Raw genomic sequence first — 26,026 nt, 5'->3', positions numbered from 1 at the left:
CAAAGTCTTCATAACTGATGGATTTTTCTTTGATTAGTAGGGGGTCTGACTAAATTCCTTCTTTGCTGGCAATTCTAACCAGCTCGGCAGTGTTATTGAGATTGGTTTTCTTAAGCATATTTGCTCTATGGTTAGAAACAGTACGAATACTTAAATCTAGCAAATCGGCTATTTCTTTACTGTTTTTACCTTCGCTTATTAATTTCAAAATTTGCTTTTCTTTTTTCGAAAGAACATCAGTTTTCAAATTATTTTTTGGGCTTGAAACGGACTTTCCTTTGGTTTGAATAGCTCCAACCAACGTGGCCGAAATAGAAGGTGGGAAGTATTTATTCCCCTCAAAAACGGTTTTTATTCCAAGTAAAATCTCGTCTTTTTCACTGTCCTTTAGCAAATATCCATCGATGCCGTTTTCAATACTTTTAAGAACATAATCAGCATCGTTGTGCATCGAAAACACCAATATTTTTATGGAGGGGGCTAGTTTTTTAAGATGCTTGGCTGTTTCCATGCCCGACATTTCTGGCATATTCAGGTCTAACAAAATCACTCCTGGCTTTAGTTTTGGTACTAATTCCAAAGCTTCCTTGCCACTGCCGACATCTCCAACTACTTCTAAGTGGTCCTCGTCTTCGAGCAAAGAAATTAGCCCTTTTCTAACTACGGCGTGGTCGTCAACTAACAATATTCTTATTTTCCCCATTTTGGTCTGAATTATCAATCGGCAATTTAATGAAAATATTTGTACCTTCTTTAGGAGCCGAGGTTAGTTTGAAACTTCCTTGCAAAAGCTCGCACCGAGTTTTAATATTTGTCACACCATTGTGGATAAGCGATTGCTTTTTGTAAAAAATATGGTTAGGGTCAAAACCAAGTCCGTCATCGCTGATTTCCACAAAAACTATACTGTCTTTTTCTAAGATTCTTATGATGATATTTTTAGCTTTGGCGTGTTTTAAGGTATTGTTGGTGGCTTCTTGTATAATTCGATAAATGTTTATTTCTAGGCTTTGGGACAATCGTTCGTTAATTAGTTTGATTTCTAATTTTACCTTGATTTTGGTAGATTTTTCTATAGAATTTTTCAAGATAGTCAGTACTGGTTCTAATCCAAAATCAGCCAAAACTGGTGGCATAAGATTAAATGATACAATTCGTGTTGCCTCTATTGTTTCATTTATGAGGTCGTGGAGGCTACTTAAAGTGGACTCAAACTTGGGATGGCTCGCTTCTAATGATTTAAGTTTGCTAGCCGCCAGTTTTATACCGGTTAGCATTTGACCTACCCCATCGTGCATTTCTCTAGACATTCTCTTGCGTTCTTCTTCTTGACCTTCTAATAGCGAGGCCGACCTGGTTTTTTCTTCTTCGAGCTTTGCTTCATATTTTTCTCTAGAGGCTTTTTCGAGTTTTTCTTGTGCTTGAAATAGCATTCTGTTAGAAAACCTCAGCTGGTCGTTTGTTTCTTGCAATTGGCTTTCAGAACTGGTTAAGCGAGCGATTACCTCTTTTACGTAGTTGACCAACGGACTAAAAATCATGAATGCCTCTACCAACAAGGTACCCAAGGTAAGAAACAACAAAATGAGTTCGAAAGATTTTACAGAGTCTACACGTTTGGTGGCCTCTGCATCGTAGGTGAACACGATTTTTTCCATGAGCTCCAAATACAAACGTTCATTTTCGAGAATTTCGGTTTTGCTTTTATCATTGAGGCTATTGATAGAAGCTTGTTTAAATAAAGCCAAGAGCTTTGTAAAAACAGGTTCTATGCTCTGGTACAGTTTTGCTATTTCACGACTATTAGTGACATTATACTTTCTGGGTTTCTCCAGCTTATTGTTTTTTAAAGCTTCATGACTTTCTTTCCAAAGATTATAGGCAGAAGGAAATATTTTCAAATATATATTTTTTTGTTCTGCCGAAACCGTGGGGTCATTAAGAATAAGTGAGATTTTGGTGAGACGCTGACTGAGCATGCGTTGGCGACCCGCTATATTTATTACATGTGAGTCATCAAGCGAACTCGATAGAGTAGATTGGATAATGATTTGCCCCAAAATGGTTAAAGAGGCCACTACCAATAATGCAAAAATATACTGGACTTTTAATCTTTGCCCAACGGTTTTGTCTAAGGTGGCCATTTCGGGTTTATTTTGAAATCAAAAATAACATAAATGAGCTAAAAAAACCTAATATACAGTCACCAAGTAGATTCATAAGTGTTTTTTACACAAGGTTGCGGATTTTGAGATTTATCTGAAAACCCGAATGGCCATAATTCTGTAAATCAAAGTGCAACAAACACTTGGTTGTTTTCCACTTTTACTTCGTAAGTTTTAATTTCATAATCGTCGCCACTCAAGCAAGCTCCTGTTTTTAACGAGAATGTTTTCTTGTGAAAGGGACAGGCCACTTTGGGCTCTTCTCCAGTAGAGCCTATCATTCCTCTAGAAAGTGCCATCTGTTGTTTGTGAGGGCAAAGATTTTGCGTGGCATACCATTCGCCACGTTTTTTAAAATTATATATGGCTATTTGTTCTCCGTCAAGTAAAACACAGGCTCCTCCATTTTCTGGGATATCCTCAACTTTACATGCCAATATCCACGTTGTAATTGTTTCGGTATTGTTCATATTTTTCATTGGTTTCATCATGGCATGAAATAATTCATACAGATGTATCATTGGTTCATTATACTTACTTTAATACAGCATTCCAGTCTTCTGCCTTTATCTGTTCTCGAAGTGGCTCAAACTTCACCGTTGGGTCTTTTTCTTCAGGAGCATTTACAAAGTGCACGAATCTTTTTCTGATTTCGGGGGTTTCAACGGCCTCTTTCCACTCGCATTTGTAGGAGTCTACCAGAGCGTCCATGTCGGCCTCAAACTGGGCGTTCAATCCTAGGGAATCGTCTATAACTACAGATTTGAGGTAGGCCAGTCCACCCTCCATTTTGTCGAGCCATGGGGCCGTTCTTTGAAGAGGCTCGGCTGTTTTTATGTAAAACATCAAGAATCTATCGATTAGCTTAAGACACATTTCGCTACTAACATCAGTGGCCAAGAGTTCTGCATGGCGAGGTTTGGATCCACCGTTGCCGCATACATAAAGATTCCAACCTTTTTCAGTAGCTATAATTCCGAAATCTTTGCTTTGAGCTTCGGCACATTCTCTAATACAGCCCGATACCGCCGACTTGAGTTTATGTGGTGAACGGAGTCCTTTGTATCTATTCTCTACCTCTATAGCAAAACTTACGGCATCTTGCACGCCAAACCTACACCAAGTAGTTCCTACGCAGCTTTTTACGGTTCTCAGAGATTTTCCATAAGCCTGCCCACTTTCGAAGCCCGCGGCGATTAATTCTTCCCAAATTGCAGGTAAATCTCCTACATGAGCACCGAACATGTCAATCCGTTGGCCACCAGTTATTTTGGTATAAAGACCATATTTTTGAGCTACCTCACCAATCGCTATGAGTTTTTCAGGCGTTATTTCTCCGCCCGGAATTCGAGGAACTACAGAATAAGTTCCGCCTCTTTGGATGTTGGCCAAAAATCTGTCGTTAGAATCCTGTGCCGTTAAACGGCCTTTTTCGAGGACGTTTTCGTTCCAAAGGCTTGCTAATATTGAAGCCACCGCTGGCTTACAAATTTCGCAACCATCTCCATGTCCCAAATCTTCCAAAACGTCGTCGTAAGTTTTGAGGTTTTTGATTTTTACCAAACTCAATAATTCCTGACGGGTATGGTCAAAATGCTCACAAAGAACGTTTCTAACTACTTTTCCTTGAGATTTAAGAATGCCTTGAATTAGATCCTTCACCATGGGTGTGCATCCTCCACAACCCGTACAAGCTTTTGTTGATTTTTTAAGAGCATCCACTGTGTCATTCCCATTTTCAATCACCTCATGGCAAATTTGCCCTTTCGTAATCGCTTCGCAAGAACAAATCAGAGCTTCATCTGGTAAAGACATCACGCCGGATTCTCCCCCGGACTCACCACCACGCGAGCCCAAGATCAAATCCTCAGCGTCTGCAGGGATAGGAAGTTTATTGTTCACCGTTTGCAAAAGCATATTGTATTGCTCGGCATCACCCACTAATATACCTCCCAAAAGGTATTTGTTATCGTTGCTGATGTTTATGCGTTTGTAAACACCCTTGGTTTTGTTTTCATATATAATGGTCTGACAATCTGGCTCTTCAGCAAATGCATTGCCGAAACTAGCGACATCTACACCAATGAGCTTTAGTTTGGTGGACATATCAAAACCGGTAAATTCTTTGGTTGCATTACCCATAAGTTCTGACGCTACGATGTCGGCCATTTCATAACCTGGAGCTACCAAGCCGTAAATCATGTGCTCGTGCAATGCACATTCGCCAATTGCGAAAATACTTTCGTCAGAGGTTTGGAGTTTATTATTTACCAATATACCGCCTCTTGAGCCAACTTCTAAGCCCGCTATTTTAGCCAGTTCATCGCGGGGTTTTATTCCAGCAGAAATGACTAACATATCAACTTTCAATGTCTCTCCATCAGCAAACACCATTTTTTCGATGCTATCTTCGCCAGATATTTCTTGTGTGTTTTTATTGCAGTGAATCTTTATGCCCAGTGCATTCAATTTGCTTTTTAAAATATCAGAACCTGCCTGATCTATTTGTTTTGGCATAAGTCTCGGTGCAAATTCTATAACGTGGGCATCGGTGATTCCCAAATCAAGTAAAGCTTTAGCGGCCTCTAAGCCTAAAAGACCTCCCCCTATTACAGCCCCTATTTTAGATTTTGCCGCATGAGATTTCATCATGTCTAAGTCTTCAATCGTTCTGTAAACAAAAACCCCGTCTTTTTCTACCCCAGGAATCGGTGGAACAAATGGAGCAGAACCCGTGGCGAGTATTAAATAGTCGTAGTTGAGCGAAATGCCTTGGTGGGTATTGATGATTTTCTTTTTTCTATCAATATTGGTCACTGGGTCACTGAGATATAATTGTATTTGGTTTTCGGAATACCATTCCAAAGGTGCCATAGTAAGTTCTGCAATAGTTTTCTCGCCAAAATAAGCACTCAGGTGAACCCTGTCGTAAGCTGGGCGAGGTTCTTCTCCAAACACAATAATATCAAACTGTTCATTTCCACCTTTGGATACTAATTTTTCACAAAATTTGTAACCCACCATACCGTTACCAACTACAACTACTTTCTTTTTCATGATATCAAACTTATATACGTGATAAAAATACTCAATTGTACTTATCTAATAATATTTATAAAATGAGTATTAATAAGTAATTAATTATGAAACAATATTAGATAATTGAAAATTAAAACACTAAGATTGTTAAAGAAAATCTATTATTTATGTTCAAATAGACTTGTTTTTGAAATAAATATTAAATTTTAACTAAAAATAGTACAATTGGATTTCTTCTAAAAACTTATAAGTATTAATACTTAAAAATATGAAACCAAAAATAACACTTGTAGGAGCTGGGCCAGGGGATGTTGAATTGATTACTCTTAAAGGAATAAGGGCTTTAGAAAATGCAGATGTGGTTTTATATGATGCTTTAGCTAATGAAGAACTTTTAAAATATACCCGGCAAGATTGTAAGCATATATTTGTGGGCAAAAGATTTGAAAGCCATAGCTTGACTCAAGACCAAATAAACGAGCTTTTGATAGCTTCGGCATTTGAGTATGGCCATGCCGTCAGACTGAAGGGAGGCGACCCAATAGTATTTGGTAGAGCAACCGAAGAACTGGAGCATGCTGAGTCGTTTGGAATAGAAACAGAAATAATTTCAGGAGTATCTAGTTGTATTGCAGTGCCTACAGCACAGGGGATTCCAGTAACTAAACGCGGACTTTCAGAGAGTTTTTGGGTAATGACAGGCCACACAAAAGCAAAGCAATTGCCAAAAGACATATACTTGGCGGCTCAGTCGAGTGCGACAATAGTAATATTAATGGGCTTGAGCAAACTTGAAGAAATAGCTAAAATTTTTAGAAGCTATGGCAAAGTGGAAACACCAGTGGCTATTATCCAAAACGGAACTTGTCACAATGAGCGGTTTGTGATTGGCAAAATTAAAGATATAGCCGCAAAAGTAAGAGAAGAAAACATCAAGCAGCCGTCTGTGATAATAATAGGGGAAGTGGTGAGTCTACACAAAGAGTACATCCTACAGTATGGGTCGGAGATACTTTGTAACTAAATTGTGTTTTCGCTCATTGGATAAACGACAACTCAAATTTCAATTTGATTATTTCTTGCAGCCCAAATAATTTCTAACTAAATCCTCTACCTTGTCATGATTCTCCTTATTGACTTCCCAAACACCAGCACACCATTTTTCGATTAATTCGATTCGTTCATTTTGATCATTACAGGCAATTACCGACGAAATATCCACATGGAGCTCTTGATAAGAAGGCACAATGAAATTTGGCCAAGCCATTTTTCTTTTGCTCATTAATGTATGGAATTTCTGTACCTCCCTGCCCGAGTATCCTTTCTCTATAAACAAATATAAGCCAGCTAAAGCAAAAGTTAGGCTTATGGGTTTTGTGTTGTCATCGGCATATTGACAAGTAAAGGCATCAACCACATATTGATGCACAAAACGATCATCATGGAGGTTTAAGGTAAAAAACGCCAGTTCGTTATAATGTTCCTGCATATTAATAAATCTCCAAACGATATAGGATGCAATTATTCATTCTTTTGAAAAGCAATCAAACTATAATTTACTAAAGTCTTTCTTCAATCAAAGTTTTGTTTCCACCGAAACTTTCCGCTACTAGGCCACTCGGGCTAAGAACACAAAATTGTATTTCTTTCAAAAATAGGTTTAAAAAAGTTAATAAATGATAGCAAAAGTTACAGAATAGTAAAAATGTGGTTTAAAAAAATCAAAAAAGTGGGCAAAAAAATCAAAAACATGTAAAAACAAGTGAATTTATACAAGGTGAAAAAATCGGTGTTTTTTGGTGTTTCAATTTTCAAAATATAAATTTTCAAATGTTAAATTAAAACATGCAAAGAACTTTTCCTATTTCCTTAAAATAAATACTTAAATGTATTTGAGTATTTATACTTAGTTATAATTTCGAACTGTCATCCTTTTTTAAATAATTGAGAATCAGAAGGGAATCTTATTCCGATTTAGAAAAAGATTTCAAAAGAAGGTGTTGGAGCACCTATAAACTCTTGGATGCATACAAGAGTAAAAAAAGGCCGAAGGGGTATTGGAGTACCGCCAACGGCCAAAGGAATTGCCTACGGTGTTGGAACACATAGACGGATGTAAAGAAAATCAATAAATTTTCGAATAACAAACTGTCTTCAGAAATTGAGTTTTTTTATCTGTGTTTCTTCTTTTTGTAATCAAAACAAAACAAGTGTTTTGTACTCCTAAAATTGCTATTAAGGATTTTATCTCTAAAAAAATTAGAAAGATGGAAAAGAAACTTCTATTTTCAAAAAAACTTTGGTTATTTATACTTATTTATTTCTTGAAAGTTTCTACATATGGTCAATTCAGTTTGGTAGGCCAGGTGCGTACTCGAACAGAAGTAAGAGACGGATTGGGAAACCTAGCTCCTTTAGACGCAAAAGCAGCGGCATTTACATCACAACGAACTAGATTAACATTCGGATATAAATGGGATAGAGTGGTTTTTACTACTGCTATTCAAGATGTGAGGGTTTGGGGACAAGATGCTTCAACTATCAGTAACGCAGACGGAAGTAAACTTATGGTTCATGAAGCCAATGCAGAACTTATTTTGGCAAATTCAGCAGATACCACTGTAAAATTCAAAGCAATTCAGAACCTTTCGCTTAAAATTGGCAGGCAAGAATTGTTGTACGACGATGTACGTTTATTGGGCAATTTGGACTGGTTGCAACAGGCACGTCGATTCGATGCAGCTATTTTCAAAGCCCAACACCAGGGTTGGTCGCTAGATTTTGGCGGAGGATTTAACCAAAATACCGATGGTTTTGGAGTAACAGGGACAAATTATACCGCTGGCAATGCTCCTGCGTCTGCCCTTTCTAGCAAAAACGTGAGTTTGGCCATCCCACTTGGATTTATTCCTACTGCTGGCAAAGGCGGAGCATTAGTTTTGGCTACTCCACTGAGTACCAATGGTCAGAATCAACAGTTTAAGTCTTTCCAAATGGCCTATTTGACAAGGAAATTTAAGCAGACCAAACTTTCGGGTTTGTTTTTCAAAGATGATTTTTCAAAATACATTTCTGACAGTATTGGTAACGCTACACAAGGCTACGTGTATGGCCGTAGGTACAACCAAACGGGGGTAAATTCAAGACTAACGTATGGCTTAATGGCCAACAGCCAATTTGGAAATGCTTCTGCTATGTTTGGGAAAATTTCTGCTCAGGCTTGGTTTTATGCTCAATCTGGAAAGGACCGCGACGGTCTGACAATCAAAAATGCGTATCATTATGGTGCATTTGCGATGATGCAAAAAGGCAAGTGGTCTTTTGGACCGGGTTATGAGGTACTCACGGGTAATAATGCCACAAAACCGATCGCTGGTCAAACCTCTAAGTTTGATCCACTTTATGGCACTCCACACAAACACTGGGGTTACATGGATTACTTTTATGTGGGTACTGGCTCTCCAGCTGGTGGATTGCAAGATGCATACCTCAAACTGAAATACGTAAACAAGGTTTTCACCTTTATGGCTGACGCACATTATTTCAGTTTGGAAGCTGCTACGCTTAACAAGTTAGATGGCAATAAACTGTTGGATAAAAAGCTTGGAACCGAGATTGATTTCGTTGGACAAGTGGCTATGAATAAATTCACCACTTTGGAGTTAGGTTATTCTATCATGAAAGGAAGCAATTCTTTGGAATACGTAAAATCAAATACTTTAGACAAAACCAAGAAAACGGGTAACTGGGCATACTTAATGATCAACATCCGTCCAGATTTCTTTTACACTAAACCAGTAGCTATCAAGCAGTAATGGCAATTGTCTGTGTCGACTAATGTTTTAGTCAGCCAATGTTTGTGTCCCCACAAACATTAAGCACAAACCTTGTAGGTTAAATCTTTAAACATCACATTTTCAATTTATTAAAAAAATGAAACGAACCATAAAAATATTATCGGTAGCTATGCTTTTGGCCATAGTTTCGGTTACAACATCTTTCAAAACCGCTCCAGTGAGCGTAATTAAACTGGGATTTATACCTTTAACTGATTGTGCCCCATTGGTGGTGGCCAAAGAACTAGGTTTGTTCAAAAAATATGGTGTAAATGTAGAACTTAGCAAAGAAGCTTCATGGGCAAACATCCGCGATAAAGTTCTGAACGGAGAGCTTTCTGGAGCCCACTGCTTGTTTTCAATGCCGCTTTCGGTTTATACGGGCATTGGTGGCAAAGCAGGCTCACAAATGAAAATAGCCATGGTTTTGAATAACAATGGCCAAGCCATCACGCTTTCAAAGGATTTCTGCGGTGTGGTTGGGTTCAAAGAAACCAGCAAAGTTGCGGCTGCTGTAACAGCTTTGAAGAAGAAAAAAGAAGTGACTTTTGCTATGACATTTCCTGGTGGCACGCATGATATCTGGTTGAGAAACTGGATGGCAGCCGCTGGTATAAATCAAAAATCTGTGGGAATTATTACCATTCCGCCACCTCAAATGGTAGCCAATATGAAGGTGGATAACATGGAGGGCTTTAGCGTAGGGGAACCATGGAATGGCGTTGCAGCTGCCCAAAATGTTGGTTTTACAGAGATTACCTCACAAGATATTTGGAAAAATCATCCTGAAAAAGCCCTTATAGTTAACTCAGAGTTTGCATCAGAAAACAGAGCAGATTTGAAAAACGTGATGAAAGCAATTGTTGAGGCTTGCAAATGGTTAGACGCAAATGCCGCAAACCGTAAGAAAGCAGTAAGCTGGCTTACAAAACCATATTATGTAAATGCTCCTGTGGCCGCAATAGAAAGTAGAATTCTTGGTTCATATGACCTTGGGTGTGAGCTCGGGGCACAAAAATACGGCGACAACAACATGCGTTTTTATAATAATGGAGTAGTTAATACACCTCTTAAGTCGCACGCTATTTGGTTTTTAACTCAATATGTTCGCTTTGGAATGCTCAAATCAGCTCCTGATTATAAAGGAATAGCCGAAAAACTAATATTGGACGATCTATGGGCAGAGGTAGCGAAGGAAACTGGAGTACCAGTTCAGGCAGACATGAAAGGTTTCAAAACCAATCTTGACGTAGCCTTTGATCCCAACAACCCAGCGGCATATCTTGGTAGTACCCGCAAATAACAAATTATTCGGGAGGGGAATCGTCTCTTCCCGAATTCACAAAAAGCATTAAAATCATGAAAAGCATTTTCTCTTTAAAAAATATGTATTCGATAGCCTATTTTGTAGGTAGCATGGTTATTTTACTCTTGATTTGGAGCTTAGTATCGGCCATTACAAAAAGCGAAATTCCGGGGCCAATTGCAACATGGTCGGTGTTTTTCGAGATGCTCAAGGACCCTTTTTATGACTACGGACCCAACGATAAAGGCATTGGTATTCAGCTATGGAGTTCTATTAAGCGTGTAATGATGGGTTTCGGAATGGGTAGCTTGTTGGCTATTCCACTAGGAATGCTCATGGGCGGTTCAAAATTCACCATGAATCTACTAAATCCACTAATTCAGGTTTTGCGTCCAGTTTCCCCATTGGCTTGGTTTCCTTTGGGACTCTTGGCGTTCAAAGCTTCGGAAGGAGCCACGGTATTTATCATAGCCATCACCTCACTTTGGCCAACCTTAATTAACACTGCATTTGGTGTTTCGAGTATACCCGACGACCACAAAAATGTGGGTAAAGCATTTGGGTTTTCGCGTTGGAAATACATCACCAAAATACTCATTCCATTCGCTCTTCCTCATATCATCACAGGTTTAAGGTTGGCCATTGGAGTAGCTTGGATGGTGATTGTAGCCGGAGAAATGCTTTCAGGAGGCGTAGGAATCGGCTTCTTTGTATGGGATTCGTGGAACGGGCTAAGTCTTGAAAAAATTCTTTCGGCCATACTTATTATTGGTTTTGTAGGCCTGTTGCTCGATAAGTTTTTCAATGGACTTCAGAATTATTTCGCCTACGAAAACAGGAAATGAAACAAATTGTAAAGATGAAAATGATTTCTAAACAAAAAACATCATGATAACAGAATTAGAAAATGAAATATTAATAGAGAAAAGGTCCGAAACGTCGAATTGCATTTCTGTAAAAAACGTAACTATATCTTTCAAAACCAATGGAAAAGGTACTTTTACAGCAGTAAAAGACATTGACTTAGACATTAAAAAGGGAGAAATAGTGAGCATCATTGGTCACTCAGGTTGTGGCAAATCTACTTTGATGAACTCTATCAGCGGTATGGTAAGACCTACCTTCGGAGAGGTAACCGTAAACGGAAGCAGGGTAACCGGCCCAGGACCCGATAGAGGAATCGTATTCCAAAACTACTCGCTTTTACCATGGATGACGGTTTACAGAAACGTTTACGAAGCAGTGGATTCGGTCTTGAAGAACAAGTCAGCTCTTGAAAAGAAAGAGATAGTAGAGTATAACCTCAAGATGGTAAATCTTTTGCAGCACAAAGATAAACTCCCCGGACAATTATCAGGCGGAATGAAACAGCGTACGGCCATTGCTCGTGCATTCGCCATTAATCCGTCGGTACTTTTGCTGGATGAGCCTTTTGGAGCTTTGGATGCACTTACTAAAGGGTCAATGCATGTGGAATTGCTCAAAATCTGGAATCTAAATAAACGCCAGCAGACTATCGTAATGGTAACTCACGACATAGAAGAGGCCATATTTCTATCTGACAGAGTAGTCGTTATGAACGACGGCCCTGAGGCTACCATTCGTGAAATAGTGGATATTAATATTCCAAGACCAAGAAACAAAAAAGATATTGTTCACCTACCCGAATATATGGAAGTACATGACAAACTTTTAAGTCTATTGGTCAAAAACCTCTCTATTGAAGATGTAATTTTTGAATAGGTGTTTATATTTTTTTGAAATCGCATTGGGTCTTTTCGCAGGGCTCAGTGCTTTTTCGTTTTTAAACCATCCTAAAAATATAACCATTCTGAGATGTATTAATATTAACACAATAAAATACATAAAAACACGAAATAAATACTCATATATTTTTGAGTATAAATACTTATTTTTAATTTTGAGTAGTCCAATTGAATTTTGGCTTTAAGTCTCAGTTTTATAATTATTTAGTATTCAATATTCCAAAATTATATAATGTATGAAAAGCAGTACCAAACCCTTAGATAACATCAGGATATTTGATCTTTCTTCTGTTCAAATGAGAACATTCCATGTCACTTGGCTTACTTTTTTTATGTGTTTTTTTGGCTGGTTTGGTCTGGCACCATTGATGCCTACTATCCGTGAAGATCTAGGTCTTTCTAAGTCTCAGGTCGGAAATACCATGATAGCGGCGGTTTCTGCAACCATAATTGCCCGTTTACTCATCGGTAGACTTTGTGATACTTGGGGTCCTCGCAAAACCTACACATTATTGCTCCTGATTTGTTCTGTTCCAGTTTTTCTTGTAGGGCTGTCTCATTCTTATCAAACATTTTTACTTTTTCGTTTTGCCATAGGTATTATAGGTGCCTCTTTTGTTGTAACCCAATATCATACTTCTGTAATGTTTGCACCCAATATTAAAGGCACGGCGAATGCCGTTGCTGGAGGATGGGGCAACTTAGGAGGTGGCATCACCAATATGCTTATGCCAGTGGTTTTTGCAGCAATTGTGGCTGCTGGTTATACAAATAGCCAAGCATGGAGATTAGCTATGATATTACCTGGTTCCTTATTACTAATTAGTGCATTTCTATATTACAAATTCACCAAGGATACTCCTGAGGGCAATTTTGAGGACATCAAGCGGGTAGCACAGAAAAAGGATAAACCAAATACCAAAGAAGTCCTGACCGATTGGAGGGTTTGGGCCCTGACTATTGCTTACTCTATTTGTTTCGGTATGGAAATAACCTTCGATAATGTCGCGGCACTTCATTTTGTAGATAACTTCGGGATAGACCAAAAAAATGCAGGTTTAATAGCAGGCCTTTTTGGTTTTCTAAACATTTTCGCAAGAGCATTGGGCGGCATTTTTGCCGATAAGGTTGGTCGAAAAAAGGGCCTAACTGGTAAAGGTTGGTTACTAGCTGCATTTATAGTAATTGAAGGCATTGGGTTAGTGTTATTTGCTAACTCAGGTTCTATTGGTTTTGCAATTATTTCCATGCTGTTTTTTGCTTTATTTCTTAAAATGGCCAATGGAGCTACCTATGCTCTCACTCCATTTTTGAATTCTAAAAATGTGGGCTTGGTAGCTGGCGTGGTAGGTGCTGGTGGAAACATCGGTGGAATGGCCATGGGTTTTTTATTTAAATCCGAAAACATCACTTATGGCGAGGCGTTTCAGTACATTGGTTTGCTAGCCATTGTAGCTGGACTTGTAGTTGCTTTTACAAAATTTGACCTAAAAAATCAATTCAATGGGGCTCCTCAAGAAAAAATAAAAGTAGAGGGAGAATTGGCGGTATAATTAGTATTTGCTATGAATGAAAAGAGCTATAAATCAACGTGTTGCTATTGTGGAGTTGGCTGCGGAATTCTAATAAAAGAGAAAAGTAATGGTCAGATTTTGGTAGAAGGTGATAAAGACCACCCCGTGAATCGTGGAATGTTATGTTCAAAGGGCATGAATTTGCACTATACCGTCATGGACAAATCAGACAGGTTGTTATACCCTCAGATGCGATTCAACAGAAACATGCCACTTGAACAAGTTTCGTGGGATGCCGCCTTGGATCGCACAGCAGCGATTTTCAAAACTTTTATAGCCAAATACGGCCCTGAATCTGTTGGTTTTTATGTTTCAGGACAGTGTTTAACGGAGGAGTACTATCTTTGGAACAAGTTGATGAAGGGATTCATCGGAGCAAATAATATTGATACTAACTCGCGTTTGTGTATGTCGTCTGCGGTTGTTGGTTATAAGTTGAGCTTGGGAGAAGACGCCGTACCTGTTTGTTATGATGATATTGAACTTTCAGATGTTATTTTGGTAGAAGGGGCTAATCCAGCTTGGTGTCACCCCATTATTTGGCGAAGAGTGGAGGCACATAAAGTTGCCAATCCACATGTTAAGATCATCGTCGTGGATCCTCGAAAAACTCAAACAGTAGCTTCGGGAGATTTACATTTAGACATAAACCCAGGGACAGACGTCGCTTTAAATTATGCCATTGCCCGAGTTTTGATAGAAACTGGTAAAATTGATGCCGAGTTTATTGAGAATCACACTGAAGGCATAGAGGCCTTCAAAGAAAAAGTTTTTGAAAAGACGGTTTCAGAATACGCCAAAATTTGCGGTGTAGAATTGCAAAAAATCAAAACTGCAGCAAAGTGGATTGGCCAATCTAAAGGTTTTTTGTCGATGTGGACAATGGGACTAAATCAGTCGGTAATTGGCGTAAACAAAAATCTTTCGCTTATAAACCTTTCGCTTATTACAGGCAAAATTGGAAAGCCCGGCAATGGGCCTTTTTCATTAACAGGTCAGCCCAATGCCATGGGAGGTCGTGAAGTAGGTGGTTTAGCCAACATGTTAGCTTCTCACCGAGACTACGCCAATCCTGTTCATCGCAACGAAATGCAAGCTTTTTGGGGTGGAGGTGCCATTTCGGAAAAACCCGGCCTCACTGCTACAGAAATGTTTCAGGCTTTGGCAGATGGCAAAATGAAAGCGATTTGGATTGTTTGTACCAACCCACTGGTAAGTATGCCAGATGCCAATATGATAGAAAGAGCATTGAAAAATGCAAAATTGGTGGTAGTGCAAGACGTTTCCAGTAAATCTGACACCACAAAATTTGCCGATATTGTGCTTCCTGCGGCTGCTTGGACAGAAAAAGACGGAACAATGACCAATGCAGAGCGTCGCATTTCATACCTAAATAAAGTAGTTGATGCCCCAGGAAATGCATTGCCCGATACAGAAATTATCTGTCGATTTACTGAAAAAATGGGCTGGGGAGATAAATTTTCTTACAACAAAACCGAAGACATCTATAAGGAGTACATCAAAACTACAGAAAACACCAACATCGATGTTTCTGGATTAGACTTCGAAAAACTTCAAAATTTTGGAACAGTTCAATGGCCGTTTACAAAAAAAATGAGTACTGACGAATCTTCCATCGGAACGGAGAGGTTGTTTACAGACCATTCATTTTATACGGCCTCTAAAAAAGCACGCATTCATTCAGTACCGTTTCAGAACCAATCCGAGCAAATTTCGGGCGACTTCCCATTAATTCTTATTACTGGGAGAATTAGAGACCAATGGCATACCATGACCAAAACGGGAAAGGTTAACAAACTCAACCAGCACATCAACCAGCCGTATGTTGAAATGAATCCACTTGATGCCAAAGAAAGAGGTATTTCGGATGGTCAGGTTGTGATGGTTACTGGCACAAGAGGAGAAGCAAAAGTAAAGGTAATTTTAACTAACGACCTAAAGAAGGGAAACTGCTTTATGCCAATGCATTGGGGCAAAATACTCAACCAAAACTTTGGACGGGCAAACAATCTCACCAATTCTCTGGTCGATCCTCGCTCAAAAGAGCCCGACTTTAAATATGCTGTGGTAGAAATTTCAAAATATGAAAAGCCAAAGGAAAAAATAATAGTTATTGGGGCGGGTTCTGCCGGTTTAGGTTTTATTTCGGCTTACCGAAAATACAATCAAACTGATGATATTGAGGTATTTAGCAAAGAAATCTATCCATTTTATAACCGTGTGATGTTGCCAGACTATATCAGCGGGACCCAGGCTTGGGACCAGCTCGTAAAACTCCGTGAAGATCAGTTCGAGGAAAATAACATTTTGGTTCACAAGGGCATAGGCATAGAACACATCGACCGTAAAAATAAAATCCTTACTGACTCCAAAGGCAGAGAACATTCCTACGACAAATTATTTTTAGGTATGGGAAGCAAGGCATTTATGCCCAAAAATTTCCCTAAAATCCCGGGAATTTTCAATATGCGTAGCCGTTTAGACGCTGATCATCTGGCTCCGTTTCTCAAAAAAGGTGGTAATGCCGTGGTAGTAGGAGGTGGTCTGTTGGGATTAGAGATGGCCGCATCTTTAAGGGAAATCGGAGTGAACGTAACGGTGGTGCAACGTATAAGTAGACTGATGGACAGACAGTTAGACTTGTTGGGTAGTGCCATTCTGCATGAAGAAATTGTAGCAAGGGGCATAGAGGTTTACTTCAATGACGAAGTAGAGCAATTTTATGGAACAGAGAAAATAGAGGGAATCCGTCTGAAATCGGGAAGAAAATTACCATGTGACGCCATGATAGTAGCTGCCGGAACCACTCCAGTGATAGAATTAGCCAAAGAAGCAGGTTTAGAGTGCAATAGGGGAGTAAAAGTGAACGAATATCTTCAAACTTCTGACGAAAATATTTTTGCCTGTGGCGAAATAGCAGAATGGAACAATCAGCTCTGGGGAATTACAGCTGCCGCAGAACAACAAGCAGAAATTGTGGCAAAGTTTTTAGCAGGTGACCTAGCTAGTTATTATAAAGGAAGCTTATCTATGAATCTTCTTAAAATGTCAGGCTTGGATCTTTGTTCATTAGGAGAAATTGAAATTCCGATTGGAGGAGAAGGCTATGAAGAAGTAGTTTTCATTGATAAAGCCAAGCATTATTACAAGAAATGCGTGATCAAAAACGACCGCTTGGTTGGGGCAATTTTGATAGGGGATAAATCAGAGTTTTTGGAATTCAAAAATCTCATTGCTGAGGGCATCGAATTGTCTGATAAACGATTACAATTACTTCGGTCAGGTAAAAAACCAGAGCCGGTATTGGGTAAGCTTGTTTGTTCGTGTAACAATGTTGGCGAGGGCAATCTCAAAAAAGCTATCAATGGCGGTTGTGTGGTTTTCGATAACCTTTGCCAAGAAACTGGAGCAGGCACTGGCTGTGGCTCTTGTAGACCAGAGGTCAGAGGAATTCTTGAGAAAAGTTTGGCTGAGGAGGCGATATCTTTGGGTTAATGCGTATTAGAAACTTTTCGTGCCATAGATTCTTAGTTTTTCTAAAGAAGCTATAATGGTGTATTGACTATTGTGATAAATTACTTACGCTTTTAAAATGAATGATTTTTATAAAATTAGAATAAACTTCAAAGGTGGTGTAGTATCACCGGGTGAACTAAAGCAAATACTTGTGGCAGCACAAGGTGCTCATGTAAAGGAAGTTAGACTAAGTTTGCGTCAACAGCTTATCCTTCATATCGCTCATCCTTTTGCTCGAAAATTCGAAAAGAGTTTGGCAGATTTGAATATTAAATTTCAGGTTGATTCCAATGAAATGCCAAATTTGGTGAGTTCTTATGTTGCCGAAGATGTTTTTCAAAAAGGCAACTGGATAACTGAAGGTATATATAAAGACATATTTGATACTTTCGATTATGATTCTAAACTGAAAATTAATATTTCAGACAACGCCCAGAGTTTCACTCCATTTTTTTCGGGACATCTCAATTTTGTTTCGTCTAGTACGCCCAATTTCTGGTACCTATTTTTAAGAAAACCAAAAACCAACCACGTAAATGCTTATGACAAACTCATTTTTTCAAACGAAATAGCTAAAGTTTCAAAAAGTATTGAAGAAGCCTTGGAGCAATTTCCAGAAAACGAAGCGAAAGATGTTTTTGAAAACATCCCTAAAATCATTTCCATAGCAAAGGAGGAGGAATTAAAACTCCCAAAATTCACCTTACCTTATTATGAAGGCTTCAACCGCTATGGCAAAAAGACTTGGCTCGGAATTTATCGCAGAAACGAACTTTTCTCGGTTTCTTTTCTATTAGAAATGTGCGATTTGTGCCTTTTTACCAAACTCGGCGAAATTTGCTTTACGCCATGGAAATCGCTCATTATTAAAGGCATAGAGGAGGCGGATAGGAAATTTTGGAGTTCTATATTGGCCAAGCACAATATCAATGTAAGGCACGCGGCCAACGAACTCAATTGGCAGGTAGAGGACGATTCTGAGGAAGCTCTGAAACTAAAAAACGAATTGGTGGAATCATTCAACAGGCAAGATATTCGTACTTTTGGGATTTGTTTTGGTATCAAAACAGTCCCAAAAACAGAAGTCTTCGCTTCCATTATGGTTCAAAGGCGACGTACCAAATTGTTCAATGTCATTCCGTTCTTTAATGTTTATGACATTTCTTACACCGAAGATTTTGACCCAAATGGCAGAACGAAAGTGTATCTAGCCAAGGGAATTCAAAAGATGAATTTATCAGAACAATTACGGAGATCAGTCTTGCTTTATAATAAGCAATTGTCAGAAAATTCTATAAAGGTGCTGGGTGATCAAATGAAAGTTTCAGAACCTCAAAAAGTCAAAAAAATAAAGATATTTCAGTGCAATAGTTGCCTCTCCATTTATGATTCTCGGTATGGCGATGAATTGGCTGGAGTGCCTGCCGGGATTACATTTGAGAATCTTCCGAGCGATTATCGTTGTGGCTTGTGCGAAGAACAGAAATCTAATTTTAAATCGATTGAAATGAATGACAATTTTGTGCATTCATAAAAAGTAATCCGAAGATTACTTTTTATGAATTTTAAGTATCGACTAGCCTTTTGGCCGAAATCACAGCAAACTAGTTTCATTTTTTATAAACCTTCCCATCTTTCATAACAAAGCTCATTTTCATCAGAGCTTTAACGTCTTTTGTGGGGTCATCATCTATGGCTACGATGTCTGCCAATTTTCCAGCTTCTATGGCTCCAAGCTCGTTTTCCATTCCTAGCACAAAAGCATTGGTAATGGTAGCAGCTTTCAAAGCTTCCATAATAGGCATACCTGCCTCGGTCATATACATAAATTCCTTGGCGTTGTATCCGTGTGGAAATACTCCAGCGTCAGTTCCGAAGCATATTTTTACACCGGCTTTGTAGGCCCTAGCAAAAGCATCTTGAATCAAAACACCCGTTTCCAAGGCTTTTTTTACTACAAATGGATGGTAGTAGCCCGGTATCTTTGCAGAATCTGAGGCTGTTTTACCAGCAATGATGGTAGGTACCAAATACGCACCTTTCTCTTTGAAAAGTGCTATACATTCATCGTCAAGAAAAGAACCGTGTTCTATGGTGGTCACGCCTGCACGCAATGCACGCTTCATTCCCTCAGCTCCGTGAGCGTGAGCAGCAACTCCGAATCCATAATCTTTTGCAGTAGCTATTAATCCATTTAGTTCATCATCCTGAAACTGTGGGCCTTTGCCGTTTTTGGCAATACTTAAAACACCTCCAGTTGCAGTTATTTTTATCCAATCGGCACCATCTTGATATCTTTGACGAACCGCTTTACGGGCTTCTTCGGCCGAGTTAACCACACCATTAGATGCCTCCTCTTGTAAAGAGAGTTTAGTGCCAATTCCATTGCTTGGATCTCCGTGTCCGCCAGTTGTGGCTATTGTTTTGCCCGAAGTAAAAATCCTCGGACCCACTACAGAACCCCTATTTATGGCATTTCTGAGTGAAATATTCACATTACTACCGCCAAGATCTCTCACAGTAGTGAAACCAGCCATCAAAGTTACATTGGCATATTTTTGTGATTCAAAAGCTATATCGGCCTCGCTGTACTGAATTCTTTTCTGAAACTGATCTTTAGCTGTTTGACTTTCAATATGCACATGCATATCTATTAGACCAGGCATTACAAACTTCTTACTCAGATCTATTACATTATCAGTCTTTTCACCTTTGTGTAAACCATTTTTCACCTCAGTGATTTTGTTTCCTTCTACCACTATGGTCATATCTTTCAACACTTTTTGGTTTCTGGTGTCTATTAGGTTTCCACATTGGATGTAGGTTTTTTGGGCAAAAGCCGAAACGGAGGCAAATACTGCTAAGAGTATAGTTTTTTTCATTATTTAGTTTTTAGTTTAAGTTTAAAATTAGGTATTGAATAGTTTCAAGTTTAGGATTCCTCAGGCATTGGTTTATGTATTTTTTCTGCTTTTTCTAGCATTTTATTTACCCGCATGAGTTGCATCATTTTTCTAAAACGTTGCTCATGAAGGTTCAATTCCAATACTTTTTTTCCAAGATAAAGCTCTTCTTTCATGATGTAATTTAGGTATTTTTTACAAATCAGCAAATCAAATGGTCGACAAATAAGATTGAAAAATCAAATAAATACCAATTTTCACTTTCGAAAACTATCACATTAGCTAATAGCCTCTCTTATCCTTACCAAGTCCACCAAAAGCTGCTCTAAATTATCTAAATGCAACATATTGGCTCCGTCAGATTTCGCATTTGCTGGGTCAGGATGTGTTTCTATAAAAAGCCCATCGGCACCCACCGCTATGGCCGCCTTGGCTATCGTGCTGATCATTTTTGGGTTTCCGCCCGTCACTCCTGAGCTCTGATTTGGCTTTTGAAGAGAATGTGTGCAATCCATTACTATTGGGGCTCCAAACTCTTTCATGTCTACCAAGTTTCTGTAATCTACCACCAAATCAGAATAACCAAAACTATTACCCCTATCGGTCAACATGCCTTGCACCTCTGGATTGACAGATTTTATTTTTTCTATCGCAAATCCCATCGAAGCACCTGAAAGAAACTGCCCTTTTTTGATGTTTACAGCTTTACCTGTTTTTGCGGCGGCTTCCAAAAGCTCTGTTTGACGACATAAAAACGCGGGTATTTGTAGAACATCCACATAGGCCGCGGCAAGCTCTGCTTCTTTGGTTTCGTGTATGTCTGTTACGGTTGGAATTCCAAAAGTTTTGCTGACCTCTTCTAATATTTTTAAGGCTTTTTCGTCACCAATTCCAGTGAAACTATCGGCTTTGGTTCTGTTGGCTTTTCTGTAGCTTCCTTTGAAAACATAGGGTATCTCCAGTTTGCTACAAATGCTTGTTATCTTCTCGGCTATTCTCAAGGCCAAATCACGGTCTTCAATTGCACACGGACCCGCTAACAGGAAGAAATTATTGCTTTCGTATTTGGCTATTTTGTTGAGTTTGAGCGTCATTATTGATTTTGTTTTAAAATTTTATGTAAATATCCGAACTATCTTTCATTCAAAAAAAGATAGATTCGTTTTGTTGGTTTCATATAAAATCTATTTCTTTGCAGTGTTTTTCACCAAAATACATTTTTAAAATGTCTGATATAGCATCTAAAGTAAAGAAAATTATTGTTGAGAAGCTTGGCGTTGACGAGACAGAAGTTACTGCTGAGGCCTCATTTACAAACGACTTGGGAGCGGATTCGCTTGACACAGTTGAGTTAATAATGGAATTTGAGAAGGAATTTAATGTTTCTATTCCTGATGACCAAGCAGAAAATATTCAAACTGTAGGTCAGGCAATAACTTATTTAGAAGAAAACTCTAAATAATTATTTTCTCATTCAATTAAGTTCAATATTCAATTGATAAATGTTAATTTGCATTGTCAATAGGGTATTGAACTTTTAATTTTCAAATAATATGACATTAAAAAGAGTTGTCGTTACTGGACTCGGAGCACTTACTCCTATCGGTAACACCGTCGAAGAATTTTGGAATGGCCTTTCTAACGGCGTAAGTGGTTGTGATTTTATAACACGTTTCGATGCCACAAATTTCAAAACTAGGTTTGCCTGCGAAGTGAAAAACTTCGAAGTAACAGACTTTATTCCAAGACAAGACGCTCGCAAAATGGACTTATTCACACAATTCGGTGTTGTAATTGCCGATCAAGCCATTGCCGATTCTGGCCTTTCTGACGAAAACATCAACAAGGAGAAAGTAGGTGTAATTTGGGGTTCGGGTATAGGAGGTCTCAAAACCTTTGAAGACGAAATGATTGGTTTCGCTCAAGGAAACGGCACCCCGAGGTTTAACCCTTTCTTTATTCCAAAAATGATAGCTGACAGCGTTTCTGGTCAAATTTCCATAAAGCATGGATTTAGAGGGCCAAACTACGTAACTGTTTCGGCTTGTTCTTCGGCTAATAACGCCATCATTGATGCCTTTAATTACATAAGATTGGGTCGTATAGTAGCTTGTATTTCAGGTGGTTCTGAGGCAACTGTTGCTCAGGCCGGTGTCGGTGGATTCAATGCCTTGAAAGCTCTTTCCGAAAGAAACGACGACCCTAAAACGGCCTCTCGACCTTACGACAGAGACAGAGACGGTTTTGTATTAGGCGAAGGTGGTGGAGCAATTGTCTTAGAAGAATATGAACATGCCAAAGCCCGTGGAGCAAAAATCTATTGTGAGCTTATTGGCGGAGGTTTTTCTTCAGATGCTTATCACATCACGGCACCTCATCCTGAAGGTTATGGAGCGTATCTCTCAATGAAAGATGCACTTGAGGATGCACAAATAGCCCCAGAGGAGGTTGACTATATAAATACCCACGGTACATCTACACCGCTAGGAGATCCGCAAGAGATCAAAGCCATAGAGCAATTGTTCGGAGATCACGCTTATAAAGTTTCTATCAGCTCTACCAAATCAATGACAGGTCACCTTTTGGGTGGTGCGGGAGCAGTTGAGTCGGTAGCAGGAATTTTGGCTCTAGAACACCAAATGGTTCCTCCAACCATCAATTTGGACAACATAGACGAAGTTATAGACCCAAGAATAGACCTAACTCCAAATGTTGCTAAAGCTAAAAAACTTAACGTGGTTTTGAGTAACTGTTTCGGATTTGGTGGACACAACGCGACACTTATTTTCCGAAAAATTTAGTCAATTCTCAGCCACTATGTCAAAACATTTCTAATGGAATTCGGAAAATCAATCCTAGGTTTTTTAAACAAAGACCCAAAGCAGAAGGAGTTCATAAAATCAATTGAGCAAATTATTGGTGCGAGTCCCAAAAATAAGCTTCTTTACCAACTGGCTTTTAGACATACTTCGGCTTCGAAACACAACGGATTTAACAGTTTTAAGGAATCTAACGAAAGGTTGGAGTTTTTGGGGGACTCTGTTCTGGGTATGGTTGTTGCCGAATTTTTATTTAAAAAGTATCCATTCAAAGACGAAGGTTTCCTTACCGAGATACGTTCTAGAATAGTGAACCGCGAATCTCTAAATGTTTTGGCAAGACGCATAGGTTTAGACAAACTCATAGAATTCGACGGGCAACGTAATTTTCATCGAACTTCTATGTTTGGTGATGCCATGGAAGCACTTATCGGAGCCATCTATTTAGACAAAGGCTTTGCTTTCACCAAAAAATTCATTATTTCCAAACTTCTTTCAAATCATTTTGACCTTGACGAAGTCATATCAAACAATACCAACTATAAATCTACAATACTAAGTTGGGCTCAGGCAGACGGCCGCAAAGTTGAGTTTTTGATAGTAGAGGAAAAAGGAAAAAACCACAGCAAAGAATTCATAGCTCAAGTTTTGGTAGACTCTCAAGTGATTAGTTCGGGAAGCGGCTGGAACAAAAAGAAAGCCGAACAAGATGCATCACGTAGAGCCTGTGAAATTCTGAGTATCTAAAGTAGAGCAATTTTCCAAAATCGCTCAGTCTTGAAGTTTCTAGTAGCACCAACCCATCGTATTTACAGAAATCCCTATCTTTCCTCAAACTCTGAGTTCGTTTCTTTAGGAGAAATTCAACCAGACCTGTATTTTTACCATTATTTCTGAATGGAGAAATATAAATTTAAGTCTGTTCTTTACTGGTATCTCATAAAATTGATTTTCTCATTATGTCTGATTCTAAAATTTCTCGTCGTCAATTTACCATAGCCTCATCGGCCTTTCTTTTATCTCCATCTTTGGCATTTTCTAAAAATCAAGATTTTCCTACAGTAAGAGTTAATAAAGCTCAAAGAAAATTTAGCGATGGTTTGGTAGAAAAAACGATAGAAAGAATCAAAGCAAAATGTGCAGACAAGGAAATTGCTTGGCTTTTTGAGAACTGTTTTCCAAATACCTTAGATACCACTGTTTTTCATTCTCAAAAAGACGGAGTTTTTGATACTTTCGTTATTACAGGTGATATACACGCCATGTGGCTGCGTGACAGTACAGCACAAGTTTGGCCATATCTTGAAATTTCGAAAGATTCCAAACCCCTACAAGACTTAATTCTTGGTGTTATAAATCGTCAGGCAGCTTGCATCATCATTGATCCGTATGCCAACGCTTTTAACGAAAAGCCGGAAAAAAGCGAATGGTACTCAGATCATACCGACATGAAGCCCGAACTTCATGAACGTAAATGGGAAATAGACTCGTTGTGTTATCATGTAAGATTATCCTATAATTTTTGGAAAAAAATTGGTCGAAAAGAACAATTCAATGATCAATGGTTGAAGTCTGCTAAGTTAATTGTGGACACTTTTATTGAACAGCAACGGTTAACCTCTAAAGGCCCATATCGTTTCGGCCGTACTACTTCATGGTCAACCGACACTGTTCCAGGAAATGGTTACGGCAATCATACCAAGCCAAACGGCATGATTCACAGTACTTTCAGACCTTCTGACGATGCCACCCAGTATCCATTTCTTGTTCCATCCAATCTTTTTGCCGTAAAAAGCTTAGAGCAATTGGCAGAAATAGCCATAGAAATATATAAAGACATTAGCTTTTCCCAAAAATGTACTACGCTTGCCAAACAAGTGCAAAAAGCCATCCAACAATTTGCAATCGTAAAGCATCCCGAGTTTGGTTCTATTTATGCCATGGAGGTTGACGGGTTTGGCAATGCCTTATTTCAAGACGACGCCAACGTTCCCAATCTTCTCGGTTTACCTTACCTAGGCGTTCTCAAAGCTACGGATCCTTTATATATCAACACAAGAAGATTTGTATTATCTTCCAAAAACCCATACTATTTTAAAGGAAAAGTAGCCGAAGGTATCGGAAGCCCGCACACGCTCGTCAACCAGATTTGGCCAATGAGCCTTATCATGCGAGCCATGACTTCACAGTCTGACGCCGAAATACTACAGCAATTAAAGTTTCTAAAAAACACCCATGCCAATACAGGCTTCATGCATGAATCCTTCGATAAAGACGATGCCTCAAAGTTTACCAGAAAGTGGTTCGCTTGGGCCAATACCCTTTTCGGCGAACTCATTCTCAAAATAGAAAAAGAAAGGCCACACCTACTAAAGCAAGTTTTGTAGAGTCATGCCGCTTATTTCGTCTTATATTCTAAGGGAGTACCCCTCCGCCCCAAAAACAATAGAGCAAGAACAAGCGATAGGGGTGGGCACTGGGTCGGGCAGATCTACGCTCGTAATCTTCGCATTACCATTCTTGATTATGCTCCCGTTTTTGTGCCCAGCCTAGCGGCCAGGTTACAAAGAGCTCATGGTTGGTGAGCGATAGTCGAACCACTAACCGTCAAACAAACCAGACCAGCCGCAGGCAAAGCCAGTCCTAACTTTACCCTCCTTTTTAAGGAGGGTCGGCCGCAGGCCGGGGTGGTTAGTACGACAATTCACCCACCGCAGGTGAGCAGAACAACCATTTTAAAAAAAACAAAACGCTAAACATATAAATATTTCAATAACCGATCTAAAATAGTCAAAACGAAAAACGGCAGAAAATGCCCAAGAAAACACATTCAATCCAGAAAAGGGGAGATTGCGGCAAAAAAAGCACATATAACGAAACGCCAAACAAATATAACAAAAGCAAGAACTTTCTATGAGGTAGAAGTCAAAAGTCTTTGAAAAGCAGTGAATTAGGAGAAATGGTTAAAAAGAATAATAAAATAATATTTGGAAAAGGGGGAAATAGTGTCTTACCTTTGCACTCCCAAACGGCGAGGAAGTATAAACGGAGAAGCTTGGAAGGGGATAAAGTTCAAATAAA

The 26,026-nt window shown here is 39.0% G+C and carries 20 protein-coding genes; 12 read left to right on the top strand and 8 right to left on the bottom strand.

What is annotated here, in order from left to right; all coding sequences use genetic code 11:
- Positions 1 to 49: 49 nt before the first annotated feature.
- The 4 genes from EGI31_RS02155 to nirB form a co-directional block, all read right to left on the bottom strand.
- Positions 50 to 703 (bottom strand): response regulator transcription factor, encoded by a 654-nt coding sequence (locus tag EGI31_RS02155; RefSeq protein WP_255035487.1) that lies wholly within the window; start codon positions 701 to 703, stop codon positions 50 to 52.
- Entirely contained in the window at positions 675 to 2,144 is a 1,470-nt protein-coding gene (locus EGI31_RS02150) for an ATP-binding protein (RefSeq protein WP_255035486.1), read from the bottom strand. The genes EGI31_RS02155 and EGI31_RS02150 overlap by 29 nt, the downstream gene beginning before the upstream one ends.
- A gap of 146 nt (positions 2,145 to 2,290) precedes the next feature.
- Entirely contained in the window at positions 2,291 to 2,644 is a 354-nt protein-coding gene (gene nirD, locus EGI31_RS02145; RefSeq protein WP_255035629.1) for a nitrite reductase small subunit NirD, read from the bottom strand.
- A 55-nt stretch (positions 2,645 to 2,699) separates the two neighbouring features.
- Positions 2,700 to 5,222 carry a nitrite reductase large subunit NirB gene (gene nirB, locus EGI31_RS02140; RefSeq protein ID WP_262925352.1) on the bottom strand — a complete coding sequence of 841 codons (2,523 nt, stop codon included), beginning with the start codon at positions 5,220 to 5,222 and terminating at the stop codon, positions 2,700 to 2,702.
- 250 nt (positions 5,223 to 5,472) lie between these two features.
- On the opposite strand from nirB, the gene cobA reads away from it, so the two are divergent.
- A complete protein-coding gene (cobA, locus tag EGI31_RS02135) occupies positions 5,473 to 6,228 on the top strand; it encodes a uroporphyrinogen-III C-methyltransferase (RefSeq protein WP_255035485.1) in 756 nt (251 codons plus the stop codon).
- Between the two features lie 48 nt (positions 6,229 to 6,276).
- Here the strand turns inward: cobA and EGI31_RS02130 are convergent, their stop codons facing one another.
- The gene (locus EGI31_RS02130; RefSeq protein ID WP_255035484.1) at positions 6,277 to 6,693 is read right to left on the bottom strand and encodes a DUF5946 family protein; all 417 of its coding nucleotides are present in this window, start codon (positions 6,691 to 6,693) and stop codon (positions 6,277 to 6,279) included.
- Between the two features lie 778 nt (positions 6,694 to 7,471).
- Here EGI31_RS02130 and EGI31_RS02125 point away from each other — a divergent pair.
- The 7 genes from EGI31_RS02125 to EGI31_RS02095 all read left to right on the top strand — a co-directional run bounded on the left by EGI31_RS02125 (position 7,472) and on the right by EGI31_RS02095 (position 18,757).
- Positions 7,472 to 9,019 carry an alginate export family protein gene (locus EGI31_RS02125; RefSeq protein ID WP_255035483.1) on the top strand — a complete coding sequence of 516 codons (1,548 nt, stop codon included), beginning with the start codon at positions 7,472 to 7,474 and terminating at the stop codon, positions 9,017 to 9,019.
- Between the two features lie 118 nt (positions 9,020 to 9,137).
- Positions 9,138 to 10,343 (top strand): CmpA/NrtA family ABC transporter substrate-binding protein, encoded by a 1,206-nt coding sequence (locus tag EGI31_RS02120; RefSeq protein WP_255035482.1) that lies wholly within the window; start codon positions 9,138 to 9,140, stop codon positions 10,341 to 10,343.
- Positions 10,344 to 10,399: 56 nt separating this feature from the next.
- Positions 10,400 to 11,191 carry a nitrate ABC transporter permease gene (gene ntrB / locus EGI31_RS02115; protein WP_255035481.1) on the top strand — a complete coding sequence of 264 codons (792 nt, stop codon included), beginning with the start codon at positions 10,400 to 10,402 and terminating at the stop codon, positions 11,189 to 11,191.
- A 43-nt stretch (positions 11,192 to 11,234) separates the two neighbouring features.
- Positions 11,235 to 12,089: an ABC transporter ATP-binding protein gene (locus EGI31_RS02110; RefSeq protein ID WP_255035480.1), complete on the top strand. Its 855-nt coding sequence runs from the start codon at positions 11,235 to 11,237 to the stop codon at positions 12,087 to 12,089.
- 259 nt (positions 12,090 to 12,348) lie between these two features.
- Positions 12,349 to 13,665 carry a NarK family nitrate/nitrite MFS transporter gene (locus EGI31_RS02105; RefSeq protein ID WP_255035479.1) on the top strand — a complete coding sequence of 439 codons (1,317 nt, stop codon included), beginning with the start codon at positions 12,349 to 12,351 and terminating at the stop codon, positions 13,663 to 13,665.
- A gap of 12 nt (positions 13,666 to 13,677) precedes the next feature.
- Positions 13,678 to 17,202: a nitrate reductase gene (locus EGI31_RS02100; RefSeq protein ID WP_255035478.1), complete on the top strand. Its 3,525-nt coding sequence runs from the start codon at positions 13,678 to 13,680 to the stop codon at positions 17,200 to 17,202.
- Between the two features lie 97 nt (positions 17,203 to 17,299).
- Positions 17,300 to 18,757, top strand: coding sequence for a rubredoxin (locus EGI31_RS02095; protein ID WP_255035477.1), 1,458 nt, complete (start codon positions 17,300 to 17,302; stop codon positions 18,755 to 18,757).
- Between the two features lie 76 nt (positions 18,758 to 18,833).
- On the opposite strand, the gene EGI31_RS02090 is transcribed toward EGI31_RS02095, so the two are convergent.
- From EGI31_RS02090 to kdsA, 3 genes are all read right to left on the bottom strand, one after another.
- A complete protein-coding gene (locus EGI31_RS02090) occupies positions 18,834 to 20,105 on the bottom strand; it encodes a metal-dependent hydrolase family protein (protein ID WP_255035476.1) in 1,272 nt (423 codons plus the stop codon).
- 50 nt (positions 20,106 to 20,155) lie between these two features.
- Positions 20,156 to 20,302, bottom strand: coding sequence for a hypothetical protein (locus EGI31_RS02085; protein WP_255035475.1), 147 nt, complete (start codon positions 20,300 to 20,302; stop codon positions 20,156 to 20,158).
- Between the two features lie 102 nt (positions 20,303 to 20,404).
- Positions 20,405 to 21,220, bottom strand: a complete 816-nt coding sequence (kdsA, locus tag EGI31_RS02080) for a 3-deoxy-8-phosphooctulonate synthase (RefSeq protein ID WP_255035474.1) — start codon at positions 21,218 to 21,220, stop codon at positions 20,405 to 20,407.
- Between the two features lie 131 nt (positions 21,221 to 21,351).
- Between kdsA and EGI31_RS02075 the strand changes: the two genes are divergently transcribed.
- The 4 genes from EGI31_RS02075 (at position 21,352) to EGI31_RS02060 (ending at position 25,332) form a co-directional block, all read left to right on the top strand.
- A complete protein-coding gene (locus EGI31_RS02075) occupies positions 21,352 to 21,588 on the top strand; it encodes an acyl carrier protein (RefSeq protein ID WP_255035473.1) in 237 nt (78 codons plus the stop codon).
- A gap of 91 nt (positions 21,589 to 21,679) precedes the next feature.
- Positions 21,680 to 22,927: a beta-ketoacyl-ACP synthase II gene (fabF, locus tag EGI31_RS02070; RefSeq protein ID WP_255035472.1), complete on the top strand. Its 1,248-nt coding sequence runs from the start codon at positions 21,680 to 21,682 to the stop codon at positions 22,925 to 22,927.
- 33 nt (positions 22,928 to 22,960) lie between these two features.
- Positions 22,961 to 23,692 (top strand): ribonuclease III, encoded by a 732-nt coding sequence (gene rnc, locus EGI31_RS02065; RefSeq protein ID WP_255035471.1) that lies wholly within the window; start codon positions 22,961 to 22,963, stop codon positions 23,690 to 23,692.
- Positions 23,693 to 23,904: 212 nt separating this feature from the next.
- Complete coding sequence (locus EGI31_RS02060) at positions 23,905 to 25,332, top strand: glycoside hydrolase family 125 protein (RefSeq protein WP_255035470.1); 1,428 nt, start codon at positions 23,905 to 23,907, stop codon at positions 25,330 to 25,332.
- Positions 25,333 to 26,026: the final 694 nt, after the last annotated feature.

The organism is Lacihabitans soyangensis (assembly GCF_024343775.1).
Classification (GTDB): domain Bacteria; phylum Bacteroidota; class Bacteroidia; order Cytophagales; family Spirosomataceae; genus Leadbetterella; species Leadbetterella soyangensis.
This window is presented reverse-complemented; position numbering and strand designations above follow the sequence as displayed.